We start from the raw sequence: 12,850 nt of genomic DNA on the forward strand, positions 1-12,850 counted from the left end.
AACCCAGGCTCACTCCTTCCACGAATCCAGATACCCCGGCACCTTGACCCCATTGGGCAAGACGTCAAGTTCCAGCGGGTAGCGCGAATCGATCATCACCGCGACCTCGTCGGTGTACTTGCGTTCGCCCTTGTTGTTGGCCGCGGCGGCGGCAAAGGCCTTGGGGTGCGGGCCGTGGTGGAAGCCCGAGGGGTGCAGCGTGAACATGCCCGGCTTGATGTTGTCGCGGCTGAAGAAATTGCCCTGGTGGTAGAAGATCGACTCGTCGAACTCGTCGTTGTTGTGATAGAAGGGCACCTTCAGGGCGCCCGGGTCGCTTTCGATGGGACGCGGGGCGAAGGTGCAGACGATGATGGTGTTCGACAGGAAGGTCGCATGCACCGTGGGCGGCAGGTGGTAGCGGTCCGACAGCAGCTCGCGGATGTCGCGCCAGTTCAGCTTCACCGGCACGCAGTCGCCGTGCCAGCCAGCCGTGTCCAGGAAGTTGTAGGGGAAGGTCACCGTCGTGACCTGCTGGCGGCGCTTGGCGCGCACCCGGGTCTCGTGCTCGCCGTACTGGGCCTTGTAGGCCTCGTCGATCTTCGGCGTGTCCAGCACGGCCAGATCGAATTGCGCGTGGCGGCCGGTGATGCCGCGTTCGGGCAGCTGGAACAGGTCTTCGGTGGCCTCGATGGTCAGGACTTCGTTGCGCACCGAGGTTTCCAGGCGCCAGGTCGTGCCGCGCGGGATGTTGATGTAGTCGCCTTCGCGGTAGCTCATGTGGCCATAGTCGCAGAAGAACTCGCCTTCGCCCTTGTGGAAGAACAGGATCATGTCGCCGTCCCCGTTGCGGGCCAGGTCCGGCATGGAGACGTCGAATTTCCAGAAACAGACCTGGGTCTGGCCGTTGTGCATGAAGCGTTGCGCCTTCCAGGGGCAGGGGGCGCTGTCGTTCAGGCGGTTCAGGTCCAGCAGGGTGAGCTCCAGGGGGCCTTCCCATTTCGTCCATCCGGTGGGCTTGTGCGTGTGCAGGATGTGGCTGGCGGGGCCGAAGAAGCCGTTGCGGCCGTGCTCGCGTTCGTACAGGCCGTCGGGGATGTCGCAGTGGGCCTGGCGGGTGTAGATGCCTTCGGCCTTGGGGAAAGTGATCGGGTTCTTCATGAGGGTCTCTCCGATGATGTTATGCAATGATTAACAGTGTTATTATTTAGACAACACCTTAAATCTAAGGCCGGAAGCGCGATGCGTCCAACAATTTTTCCCCATGAATCAATCGGCCCGTCTTCTGCCGCCGGAGGCGATTGGCCCGGCGATGTACCGGGCATCCAGTCCGTGGAGGTGGGGCTGGACCTGTTCCGCCAGCTGGCCGATGGCGAAACGCCGTGCGGCCTGTCGGATCTGGCCCGGCGGGCGGGCATGCACCGGGCCAAGGCCTACCGTTATTTGGTCAGCCTCGCGCGGGCCGGATGGGTGATCCAGGACGCGCGGACGGGGAAGTACGACATCGGCCCGGCTGTCCGCGACCTGGCGTTGTCCTGGCTGTCGCGCCAGGATCCGCTGCGCCTGGCCGGGGCCGAGGCCCGCATGCTGGCGCAGATGCTGGGCGAGACCTGCTTCGTCGCGGTGCCCGGACAGGGCGGGGTGACGGCCGTGCGGGTCTGCCAGCCGGGCCGCGGGATGTCGGTCGGCGTGGCCGAGGGTGCGTTGTTCGACCTGGAATCCTCCGCCACGGGGCGGATCTTCGCCGCCTGGCAGGAGCCGCCGGCGCGGCGGCTTGCCGCCGCGCTGCGCCGTGACATCCGCGCGCAAGGCCTGGCCGTGGTGGAAGGCGAGCACGTCCCGGGCATCAACGCGATCAGCGTGCCGGTGTTCGGCGCGCAGGGCCAGCTGCTGCTGGCCCTGACGGTGGTGGGGCACGCCGCATCCCTGCCGGCCGACCCTGACGGCCCCGCCGCCGAGGCGCTGCGCGCCGCCGCCCGCCGAATCTCAATCGCGGCGCCCGGCGAATCGGAGCGGCCTGCAGGCCGCGATAAAAAACCGGCCGCATGAGCGGCCGGGAAAATACTGCGCGCGGGGCTCGCGTTCAGTCGACCAGTTTCCAGTCTCCGTTCTGGATCTCGAGCATGCGGAAGGCGCTCAGGTCCAGGCCCATGTGGTCGGTCGGGGACATGTTCACCACTCCGCCCGTGCCGACGTAGCCCTTGGTCTGCTCGATGGCGTCGCGCACCTTGTCCTTGTCGGTGGTGCCGGCCCGCTTGACCGCATCGACGTAGAGCATCAGGCCGTCATAGGCATGGCCGCCGAAGGTCGATACTTCGGACTTCCAGCGCTCCTGGAATGCCTTGGCGTAGGCCGTGACGATCGGTTTCTGCGCATCGTTGTCGGGCAGCTTGTCGGCGACGACCAGCGCCGCGCAGGGCAGGCGCGCGCCTTCGGCCGCATCGCGTGCCAGCTTGATGAACTCGTTCGAGCACACTCCGTGCGCGTGGTAGAGCGGCAGCTTCACGCCCAGCTGCTTGTAGTTGCGGGTGGCCAGCGCCGGGCCCTGGCCCAGGCCGAAGATCAGCACGGCCTGGACGGCGGGGTCGTTCTTGATCTTGGTGAGCTGCGGGCTCATGTCGGTGTCCTTGGGGCCGTAGGTTTCGTTGGCCACGATCTGGATACCGTAGTTGGGCGCGACCAGTTCGGATTCCTTCTTGCCGGATTGGCCGAAACCGCTGGTTTCGCTCAGCAGGGCGATCTTGGTGTAGCCGCGCTTCTTCATGTCCTCGAAGACCTTTTCGGCGGCCATGCGGTCGGTGTGCGGGGTCTTGAAGAGCCATTTCTTGACCGGGTCGATGATGACCACCGCGCCCGCCAGGGAAATGAAGGGGACGCCCGCCTTTTCGGCCAGCGGATCCATGGACATGGTGGAGCCCGTCGTGGTGCCGCCGATGATCACGTCGACCTGGTCGTCGTAGATCAGGCGCTTGGCGAAGCTGTTGGCCTTGTTCGCGTCGCTGCCGTCGTCGTAGTGCACGAGCTGCAGCTGCCGGCCCAGCAGCCCGCCCGCCTTGTTGATGGAGTCGACGTACATTTCCAGGGTCTTGACTTCCGGGTCGCCCAGGAAGGCCGCGGGACCGGTGGCCGACAGGACCGAGCCGATCTTGATGGGATCCGCAGCCTGGGCGGCGAAGCCGAAGGCAGCCAGCGCGAAGCCGGTCATCCAGCGCCGTGTCGATGCTTTCATGGTGTGTCTCCTTGGGTGTGGGTGTTTTCGATGATCATGGCAATGCCCTGGCCCACGCCGATGCACATGGCACACAGGGCGTAACGGCCGCCGGTCCGGGTCAGCTCGGCGCTGGCGGTTGTGATCAGCCGGGCGCCGCTCATGCCCAGCGGATGGCCGATGGCGATCGCGCCGCCATTCGGATTCACGTGCGGAGCGTCATCGGGCAGCCCAAGTTCGCGCAGCACCGCCAGCGACTGGGCGGCAAAGGCTTCGTTGAGTTCGATCACGTCCATTTGTTCCAGTTTCAGGCCGGTCAGGGCAAGGACCTTGCGCACCGCCGGGACCGGGCCGATGCCCATGATTCGCGGAGCCACGCCGGCCGCCGCCATGCCCAGGATGCGGGCGCGGGGCGCCAGGCCGTGCCGGCGCACGGCTTCGCCCGATGCCAGCAGCACGGCGCAGGCGCCGTCGTTGACGCCCGAGGCGTTGCCCGCCGTCACGCTGAGGTCTGGCCCGTTGATGCCGCGCAGGCGGGCCAGGGCCTCGGCGCTCGTGTCGGGCCTGGGATGCTCATCCGTATCGATGACCAGGTCGTCGGCCTTGCGGCGTGGGATGCGCACCGGCACGATTTCGTCCGCGAAACGGCCGGCCGCCTGGGCGCGCGCCCAGCGCTGCTGGCTGCGCAGGGCGAAAGCATCCTGGTCGGCGCGCGAGATGCCGAATTCCTCGGCAACGTTGTCCGCCGTTTCCGGCATGGAGTGCGTGCCGTGCTCCTGGTCAAGGCGCGGGTTGACGAAACGCCAGCCGATGGTGGTGTCGTACATCGCCGCCTGGCGCGACCAGGCCTGCTCGGCCTTGGCCACGACGAAGGGTGCGCGCGACATGGATTCGACGCCGCCGGCGATCATCAGGTGGGCTTCCCCGGCCCGGATGGCGCGCGCGGCCGTGCCGATGGCGTCCATGCCCGACCCGCACAGGCGGTTGATCGTGGCGCCGGGCGCGGACAGGGGCAGGCCGGCCAGCAGCGCAGCCATGCGGGCCACGTTGCGGTTGTCCTCGCCAGCCTGGTTGGCGCAGCCCAGCAGGACGTCGTCGAGCGCCGACCAGTCGAGGCCGGGGTGGCGTTCCATCAGGGCACGCAGCGGCAGCGCGGCGAGATCGTCGGCGCGCACGCCAGCCAGGGCGCCGCCGTAGCGTCCGATGGGCGTGCGTACCGCGTCGCAGAGAAAGGCGTCCATGGGTTCCCCTTATGCCTGCTTGGGGCGTTCGTCGAACACGCGGCGGGCCTTGCCGGTCTGGGTGCGCGGCAGTTCTCCGTAGCGCAGGACAGTGACCCTGGTCGAGATGCCGATGTTGGTCTTGATGTGGTGCTGCAGGCGGCGGATCGACTGGTCCACGATTTCGGCGCTGGATTCGTTGGCCTCGTGCTGCAGTTCGCAGCGGACCTCCACCTGATCGAGGTGGTTGGCGCGCGTGACGACGATCTGGTAGATGCCGTTGAAGATCGGGTCGCGCAGGATCTGTTCCTCGATCTGGGTGGGGAATACGTTCACCCCCCGGATGATCAGCATGTCGTCGCTGCGGCCGGTGATGCGGCCCATGCGCCGGAAGCTGCGGGCAGTCGGGGGCAGCAGCCGGGTGAGGTCGCGGGTGCGGTAGCGCACGATCGGCAGGGCTTCCTTGGTGAGCGAAGTGAAGACCAGTTCGCCTTCCTCGCCGTCGGCCACAGGCTCACCGGTGGCGGGGTTGATGATTTCCGGATAGAAATGGTCTTCCCAGATCACCGGGCCGTCCTTGGTTTCGATGCACTCCGAAGCGACGCCCGGGCCCATGACTTCGGACAGCCCGTAGATGTCCACGGCATCCAGCCCCAGCTTGCGTTCGATCTCGGTGCGCATGCCCTCGCCCCAGGGTTCGGCGCCGAAGATCCCAACCTTCAGTGAAATGTCGTCGGGGGCGATTCCCTGCCGGTCGAATTCTTCCGCGATGACCAGGGAATAGGAAGGCGTCACCATGATGATGTCGGGCCGCAGGTCCATGATCAGCTGCACCTGTTTCTCGGTCTGCCCGCCGGACATGGGGATGACCGTACAGCCGGCGCGCTCCGCGCCATAGTGGGCGCCCAGGCCGCCGGTGAACAGGCCGTAGCCGTAGGCGACGTGGACGGTGTCGCCCGCGCGGCCGCCCGCTGCGCGGATCGATCGCGCCACCAGCTGGGCCCAGGTGTCGATGTCCTTCAGGGTGTAGCCGACGACGGTGGGCTTGCCGGTCGTGCCCGACGAAGCATGCAGGCGGGCCAGGCGTTCCCGGGGCACGGCGAACATGCCGAAGGGGTAGTTGCGGCGCAGGTCTTCCTTGGTGGTGCAGGGGAATTTGCGGATGTCTTCCAGGCGCTGCAGGTCGTCGGGGTGGACGCCGCGCGCGTCGAAGGCCTGGCGGTAGTGCGGCACGTTTTCGTAGGCGTTGCGCAGGGTCTGGCGCAGGCGCTCGAGCTGCAGTGCGGCGATCTCGTCTCGGCTGGCTGTCTCGATGGGCTCCAGATCCCCGGCTTGGACGGTTTTGACGGGCATGATGTGTTGTCTCCTGTGTCTTGTGATTCGATTCGCGGACGGGCCGGTCAGGATCTGTGCACGCTGGACAGACTCTTCGGGGCGTCCGTGGGCAGGGTGTCGGTCACCATGCCCTGGATGCGGTGCGATTTGCCGCGGAACAGCGCGATGTCGCGGCCAGCCGTCAGGTTGTGGACCGTGATGTCGTAAACCCCGGTGCGGCCCCCCTGGGTGCGGGCCTCGGCGCGCGCCTGCAGGCGGTCGCCTTCGTGGGCGGGCGCCAGGAAGTCGATGTGGCAGGCCGAGGCCACCGTGTTGTGGTTGTCGCTGTTGCAGGCGTAGGCAAAGGCCGTGTCGGCCAGTGTGAAGATCATGCCGCCGTGGCAGATGCCGTGGCCATTGAGCATGTCGCCGCGCACGGTCATGGACAGGCGCGCGCTGCCGGGCGCGATGGAATCCAGGCGCATGTCCAGCGCCTGCGCGGCGCGATCGCGGGACCACATGGCGGCAGCCACGGTTTCGGCCAGGGTCTGGGGTGCGAGTGCTTCATGCGTCATGGAGAGGTTTTCCCGAGTGGATGGCGGTTTGCAGGGCGATGCAGGGGCGGTACCGCTCGCCGTCGCTGCGACGCAGATGATTCAGTACTGCGCCGATCGTACCGGCGCCGATGCGGTTGCACCAGTCCAGCGGCCCCAGCGGATAATTCACGCCCAGCCGCATGGCCAGGTCGAGATCGGCAGCGCTGCAGACGCCCTGGTGGACCGTGTCGGCGGCTTCGTTGATCAGCATGGCGACGGTGCGCATCACCACCATGCCGGGTGCATCCCGGATGGGGGCGACTTCGAAGCCCGCCGCCTGGAGCAGGCCAATGGCTTCCCGGCGTGCCGGCTCGGGGCATTGCCGGGCGGCAGCCAGGGGCAGGCAGGAAGCCGTGGCCGGGTCCAGCGCCAGGTCCAGCAGCAGCGTGGCGGGCTGGTCCAGGTCGCGGGCGCGTTCGGTGGCGCTGCGGCCGTCGGTCAGGTACAGGATGGCTTCGCCGGCGCGCGCGACGCGGCAGTCCCGGGCGGCGGGGGCGGTTTCGAACGCGATGCCGCGCGCACGCAGGCGCTCGGCCAGCGCGCGCGCCAGCGGCGTGTCGCCATGGATCGACAGGGTATCCGGGCAGGGGTGCGGGGCGGCCAGCCGCGGCTGGGGGGGCGGCGCATCCGGCCGGTAATCGTGGAAGCCGCGTCCGGACTTGCGCCCCAGGCGTCCGCCGTCGACCAGTTCCTGCTGCAGCATGGATGGCTCGAAGCGCGGTGCGTGGTGGAAGGCAGTCCATACGCTGCGGGAAACAGCTGCGTTCACATCCTGGCCGATCAGGTCGGTCAGTTCGCACGGGCCCATGCGGAAACCGCCGCAGGCCCGCATGATGTGATCCAGCGTGGCCGGATCCAGGACTTGTTCCTGAAGCAGGCGCAGGCCTTCGGCGTAGAAGGGGCGGGCCACGCGGTTGACGATGAAGCCGGGCGTGGAGCGGGCCGATACCGGCGTCTTGCCCCAGGCCGCCGCGGTATCGGACAGGGCCCGGGCCGTGGCCGGGTCGGTGTCCAGGCCGGAGACGATCTCGACCAGCGGCATGCGCGGCGCCGGGTTGAAGAAATGCATGCCGCCCAGGCGTTCCGGATGGCGCAGTCCCGCGCCGATGGCGGTGACGGGGATGGACGACGTATTGGTGGCCAGCAGGCAGTCCGGGGCCACGATGCCTTCGAGCGCCCCGAACAGGGCGGTCTTGGCGTCGAGCCGCTCGACGATGGCTTCGACGACCAGGCCGCACCCGGCCAGGCCGGCCAGGTCGTCGGCAGGGCTCAGGGCCTGGCCGGCGGCTTGTGCCAGGCCGGCATCCAGCTTGCCCCTGGCCGCCAGGGTGCGCAGGCTGTCCTGGATGCCGGCGATGGCCTGGGCCGCGGCGCCCGGGCGGGCGTCGTGCAGGCGGACGGGGTGTCCGGCCAGTGCCGCGACCTGGGCGATGCCGGCGCCCATGGTGCCGGCGCCAACCACGGCGACGATCGTACTGGGGTCCAGGGCAGCCATGCGGTCATTCCCCCGTGAACCGGGCGGGCCGTTTTTCCAGGAAGGCGGCGACGCCTTCCGCGTAGTCGTGCCGCCAGCCCAGCTCGCGCATGATGCCGGCTTCCATCGAAAGCTGCTGCTCCAGCGTGTGCGAGGCGGCGGCGTGCATCGCCTGGCGCGTGCGCACCAGTGCGCGGGTCGGCGCCTGGGCCAGCTGCGTGGCCAGCCGGTCGATCTCGGCCTCGAAGGCATCGTCGGCAACGCAGGACCAGATCAGGCCCCAGTCGGCCGCCTGCCGCGCGGGCAGCCGCTCGGCCAGCAGGGCCAGGCCCATGGCGCGCGCCATGCCGATGCGCTGGGGCAGCAGCCAGGTGCCGCCGGTGTCGGGGATCAGGCCGACCTTGCTGAAGGCCTGCAGGAAATAGGCGGATTCGGCGGCGACGACCAGGTCGCAGGCCAGGGCGATCGAAGCGCCCGCACCCGCGGCGATTCCGTTGACGGCCGCCAGGGAAGGCACCCGGAGGTTCTGCAGGGCCAGGATCAGCGGCTTGTAGAAGGCCTCGACGGTGGCGCCCAGGTCGGGCGTCTGGCCGGCGCCGATCTGCATGGCGCGGTCGCCCAGGTCCTGGCCTGCGCAGAAGCCGCGGCCTGCGCCGCCCAGGACCAGCACGCGGACCGCGCTGTCGCGCTGGACGCGGTCCAGCGCGTCGCGTACCTCGAGGTGCATGGCTTCGGTGAAGCTGTTGAGCTTGTCGGGCCGTGCCAGGGTCAGGCGGGCGACGCCTTCGTCGATGGAAAAGCGGATGTTCTGGTAGGTCATGGATGCGGGCCTTCTCGGATCGTGAGCGGTTGTCAGGCGTGGCGGCGGCGCTGCACGACCCGGAAGCGGTTGGCCACGAAGGCCGAATCCGCGTACGAGGCGTTGGCCGCCGGGTTGCCGCCCGTGCCGTGGAAATCGGAGAAGGCTGCCGACTGGTTCACGAAGACGCCGCCCGTCAGGTTGATGGACAGTGCGACCTTGGCGCGCCAGGACATCCGGACGGCGGCGTCCAGCACTGCGTCGCGGGTGCTGTAGACCGCGAGCGTCAGGGCGCCGTGCCGGCGCGCCAGGTCTTCGGCCAGCGCAAGGGCGGCGTCCGTGTCGTCGGCACGCACCAGGAAACTGATGGGGCCGAACTGTTCCCTGGCGTAGTGTCCGGAGTCCCGCGCGTCGCAGGCCAGCAGGGCCGGCGTGCGCGCCCGCGCCTGGGGGAAAGCCTCGTAGTGCAGTGCCTTGGGCGCCAGCACGACCTGGCCCATGCCGCCGCCCGCGGCCTCGTCGATGCGGGCCAGCGTGGCGTCGGACTGGATCGCGCCCAGCACGGCCAGGGCGGTCTCGGGTTTTTCCAGGAAGCGCTCGATCGCCTGGGCCAGGTCCTGTCCCACCTGGTCGAAGGATTTCCGGCCCTGGTCGGTATCGATGCCCTGCGCGGGGATCACGATCGCCTGGGACGTCGTGCACATCTGCCCGGAATAGAGCGACAGGGTGAAGGCCAGGTTGCGCAGCATGCCCGCATAGTCGTCGGTGGAATCGATCACGATGCTGTTGACGCCGGCGAGTTCTGCGTAGACCTGGGCCTGGCGGCAGTTGTCCAGCAGCCACTGGCCGAAGACGTTGCCGCCCGTGTAGTCGATCGAGCGGACTTCCGGGTGGGTGTACAGCGCGTGCGCGGTTTCGTGGTCGGGCGGCAGGCACAGGGTGACCAGATCCGGATCCAGGCCGTTTTCGGCCAGTACGGCGCGGATCGTGCGGACCGTGATGGCGGCCGGCAGGACGACGTTGCCGTGGGGCTTCAGGATGACGGGGTTGCCGGTGACCAGGGCGGCGAACAGCCCCGGATACGTGTTCCAGGTGGGGAAGGTCGCGCAGCCGATGACCACGCCGACGCCGCGGCCGACGATTTCATAGTGCTTGCGCATGACCAGGGCCGGATGCTTGCCCTGCGGTTTTTCCCAGGTGGCCTCGGCGGGTATGAACGACATTTCGCGCCAGGCGTAGGCCACGGCCTCCAGACCGCGGTCCTGGGCATGCGGGCCGCCTGCCTGGAAGGCCATCATCCAGCCCTGGCCGCTGGTCATCATGACCGCATGAGCGATCTCGAAGCTCTGGCGGTTCAGCCGCTGCAGGATTTCCAGGCAGATGCCGGTGCGGCCTTCGGCGCCCAGTGCCTGCCAGGCCGGCATGGCCGCCAGGGCCGCCTGCACGAGGGCCTGGGGATCGGACTGGGGGTAGCGGATGCCCAGCGGCATGCCGTAAGGGGAAGTTTCATCTTCGTGCCACCCGCACTGCCCCGGTTGGCCGAGTTCGAAGGGTTTGCCCAGATGCGCCTCGAAGGCGGCGCGGCCTGCCTCGGGCGCGTCTTCGCCGTAGGCCTTGGGACTGGGCGATTCCGCGAACGCCGCCCAGTAGCCGCGCGTGGCGATGGCTTGCAGGGCGCGGTCGAGCAGGGGGCGGTGCGTGTCGAGCAGGGGATGCGGCATGGGTCCTCCTGTGCCGGCCCATGGCGGGGCGGCATTTTTAGAAATACGAAACTTCATATTTGATGTCGATTAATGTATCACTTTTGGAAGGCAACTTTTCAATCAAACCTAATTTATCTTTTTTGGTGATGGATTCATCAAGCAATCGAATAACAAGGAAAATCAATGGTTTCATAGGGTGTTTTCGACGTTCATGGCGGTTTCTATCCATTCACTCTGGAAAACCCTAGGTCTCAAGCGATACAAATAATTTGACAGAAGCGTTATTCAAGTAACATGATTGAGCCGTGCCTGATCCGGATCGGGCCAGCAGGACCAGAACCTACCCTCGTACCCCCCATCCAAAGGAGCCCTTTCATGTCCAGCAAGGAACGCTTTTCGGACAAGATGGAATTTCCACCCGAAATTGAACAGCCCAACGTCTATCCCCTGTCCTGGCATCGCAAGACCCAGAAGCTGCAAGAAGTCTGGGAAGCCTCGCTCAGGGAATACTGGGAACCCGAGAAACTGCCCTGGGATACGCTCGACGTCGAGAGCTATTCCTGGGAAGAACGCGAATGCATCGCCTACTGGTGGACGCTGCTGTCCGTGTTCGATGCCTCCGCGCCCCCGGTCTTCGCCGAGGCCCTGATCAAGACCTACGAGGTCCATGAAGAAGACCCCGTGCGCAAGTGCTTCTTCTCGGTCACCAGCGACGAGCAGAACCACGAGATCATGTGCGGCCTGTCCATCACCAAGCTGCTCGATCATCCCGACCCGCTCACCTACGAGCCCAAGACCGACATCGGCCGGCGCCTGCAGAAAAACGCCAAGTGGCTGTATTTCAACGGCGCGCGCTACTGGAACGGCTACAAGAACGCCGTGCCCAAGTACGACCTGGCGGTGCTGTTCAGCTCCTTCCTCATGGGAGAGATCGCCGCCGCCACCATCTTCAAGCAGATGTACGAAAACTCGCGTGAACCGGTGTTCAAGGAAGCCTTCAAGAACATCGGCCGCGACGAGGGCCGCCACATGGCGATCTGCATGGCCGTGATGGAGCGCGATTACCCGGGGCTCAGCGAAGAGCACAAGTCCGTCGTCACCAAGCAGATCCGCGCCGGCTACCTGTTCCTGTCGGCCGTGCTGTTCGAGCCGCCGATGGAATTCTGGGACCTGCCCGACGACTTCATCGCCACGCAGCGCGAAGCCGAGGCCATTGCCCGCGACGCCGGCTTTGGCATCCCCACCTACGAAGCCAAGCTCGAGAACTGGAAGAACGCGATGCTGAATCTCAAGGGCGTCCTGGACCGCTACGACATTCCGTTCCCCGCGATTCCGGAAGTCGGGATCACCGGGCACGAGATCTCGGACGTGGAAATGCAGGACATCATCCCGGTGTTCTGACCGGACGGGGCGCTGCGCGTCCCGCTCCCGCGGTCCATCCCGGCCCCGCCCGTGCCCCTGGCGGCGGGGCCACCTCCCAGAAAGTCGAAAGAAACGGAAGCTTTCATGTCACGCATCATCATCCAACCCTCCGGCAAGTCCGTGGAATGCAAGGACAGCGACACAGTCCTGATGGCCCTCGAAAGGGCCGGCTACGCGCTGCCCAACAACTGCCGTGCCGGCGCCTGCGGCGAATGCAAGGTCCGTGTCCTGGAAGGCCAGTACGACCAGGGGATGGTGCTGGACATGGCCCTGTCGGCAGAAGAGCGCCGCCAGGGCTACGGCCTGATGTGCATGGCCAAGCCCATCTCCGACGAGATGGTGATCGAATGGGGTACGGCCGATGCGCGGCCGAAGCTGTTTCCGCCGCGGGAAGGCGCGCTGTTCGTCCTGATCGAGCGCCGCGAGGTGGCCCGCCGCACCCTGGAGATCCGCCTGCGCCCGGTGGGCCAGCCGATCCGCTACTGGCCGGGCCAGTACGTCACGCTGGGCGACGAGCGCGCCGACATCCCCAGGCGGGCCTATTCGATCGCCAATGCGCCTCGCCCCGATGGCGAGATCACCCTGCAGGTGGCACGGGCGGACGACGGGGTCACCAGCGCCTGGATCCACGACACGTTGCGGGTTGGCGACAGCGTCAAGATCAATGGCGCCTATGGCACGTTCATCGGCGATCCGTCCGCGGAAACCCCGGTGCTCTGCCTGGCGGCGGGCACGGGCCTGGCGCCCATCCTGGACCTGGCAGAGGCCGCGCTGCGGCGCGGCTATCGCAAGAAAGTGGACCTGATCTTCTCGGCCCGCACCGCAGAAGACGTCTATGGCCAGGGCATGATGGCCTGGTGGCGCACCAAGCATCGCAATTTCGACTATAAAATAACCCTGACGCGCGAACAGCGGGAAGGCTACCTGGAAGGCCGCATCGATGCCATCCTGCCCAGCCTGTATCCCGACCTGTCCGCGCACAGTATTTTCATCGCGGGCAGTCCGGAATTCGTGGACGCCTGCGTCGCGGCGGTCAAGTCGCTGGGCGCGAAGGACGCACTCATCCACAAGGAAGGATTCTTCGCCATCCAGAACACCCGATCCGAAGGCCGCCAATCCTGAAAACCACGCTCCG

The 12,850-nt window shown here is 67.1% G+C and carries 11 protein-coding genes; 3 read left to right on the top strand and 8 right to left on the bottom strand.

The window, feature by feature from the left end:
* Positions 1-9 precede the first annotated feature (9 nt).
* Positions 10-1,140 (bottom strand): homogentisate 1,2-dioxygenase, encoded by a 1,131-nt coding sequence (locus tag ABD022_RS11055; protein ID WP_325124435.1) that lies wholly within the window; start codon positions 1,138-1,140, stop codon positions 10-12.
* Between the two features lie 81 nt (positions 1,141-1,221).
* On the opposite strand from ABD022_RS11055, the gene ABD022_RS11060 reads away from it, so the two are divergent.
* Positions 1,222-2,028 (top strand): IclR family transcriptional regulator, encoded by an 807-nt coding sequence (locus tag ABD022_RS11060; RefSeq protein WP_325124434.1) that lies wholly within the window; start codon positions 1,222-1,224, stop codon positions 2,026-2,028.
* Between the two features lie 34 nt (positions 2,029-2,062).
* Here the strand turns inward: ABD022_RS11060 and ABD022_RS11065 are convergent, their stop codons facing one another.
* The 7 genes from ABD022_RS11065 to paaN are packed head-to-tail and all read right to left on the bottom strand — an operon-like array spanning position 2,063 to position 10,311.
* Positions 2,063-3,208: an ABC transporter substrate-binding protein gene (locus ABD022_RS11065; protein WP_414647410.1), complete on the bottom strand. Its 1,146-nt coding sequence runs from the start codon at positions 3,206-3,208 to the stop codon at positions 2,063-2,065.
* Positions 3,205-4,428, bottom strand: a complete 1,224-nt coding sequence (gene pcaF, locus ABD022_RS11070) for a 3-oxoadipyl-CoA thiolase (RefSeq protein WP_343821344.1) — start codon at positions 4,426-4,428, stop codon at positions 3,205-3,207. Before pcaF ends, ABD022_RS11065 begins: the two co-directional genes overlap by 4 nt.
* Positions 4,429-4,437: 9 nt before the next feature.
* A complete protein-coding gene (gene paaK, locus ABD022_RS11075) occupies positions 4,438-5,760 on the bottom strand; it encodes a phenylacetate--CoA ligase PaaK (RefSeq protein ID WP_325124432.1) in 1,323 nt (440 codons plus the stop codon).
* A gap of 47 nt (positions 5,761-5,807) precedes the next feature.
* Complete coding sequence (gene paaI, locus ABD022_RS11080; RefSeq protein ID WP_325124431.1) at positions 5,808-6,296, bottom strand: hydroxyphenylacetyl-CoA thioesterase PaaI; 489 nt, start codon at positions 6,294-6,296, stop codon at positions 5,808-5,810.
* Positions 6,286-7,812, bottom strand: coding sequence for a 3-hydroxyacyl-CoA dehydrogenase (locus ABD022_RS11085; protein WP_325124430.1), 1,527 nt, complete (start codon positions 7,810-7,812; stop codon positions 6,286-6,288). The genes paaI and ABD022_RS11085 overlap by 11 nt, the downstream gene beginning before the upstream one ends.
* A gap of 4 nt (positions 7,813-7,816) precedes the next feature.
* A complete protein-coding gene (paaG, locus tag ABD022_RS11090) occupies positions 7,817-8,611 on the bottom strand; it encodes a 2-(1,2-epoxy-1,2-dihydrophenyl)acetyl-CoA isomerase PaaG (RefSeq protein WP_325124429.1) in 795 nt (264 codons plus the stop codon).
* Positions 8,612-8,643: 32 nt separating this feature from the next.
* A complete protein-coding gene (paaN, locus tag ABD022_RS11095) occupies positions 8,644-10,311 on the bottom strand; it encodes a phenylacetic acid degradation protein PaaN (protein ID WP_325124428.1) in 1,668 nt (555 codons plus the stop codon).
* Between the two features lie 357 nt (positions 10,312-10,668).
* Here paaN and ABD022_RS11100 point away from each other — a divergent pair, with 357 nt between their 5' ends.
* Positions 10,669-11,694: a hypothetical protein gene (locus tag ABD022_RS11100; RefSeq protein ID WP_325124427.1), complete on the top strand. Its 1,026-nt coding sequence runs from the start codon at positions 10,669-10,671 to the stop codon at positions 11,692-11,694.
* 105 nt (positions 11,695-11,799) lie between these two features.
* A complete protein-coding gene (locus ABD022_RS11105; RefSeq protein ID WP_325124426.1) occupies positions 11,800-12,837 on the top strand; it encodes a 2Fe-2S iron-sulfur cluster-binding protein in 1,038 nt (345 codons plus the stop codon).
* Positions 12,838-12,850 lie beyond the last annotated feature (13 nt).

The organism is Castellaniella daejeonensis (genome assembly GCF_039523555.1).
GTDB classification, from domain to species: domain Bacteria; phylum Pseudomonadota; class Gammaproteobacteria; order Burkholderiales; family Burkholderiaceae_B; genus Castellaniella; species Castellaniella daejeonensis.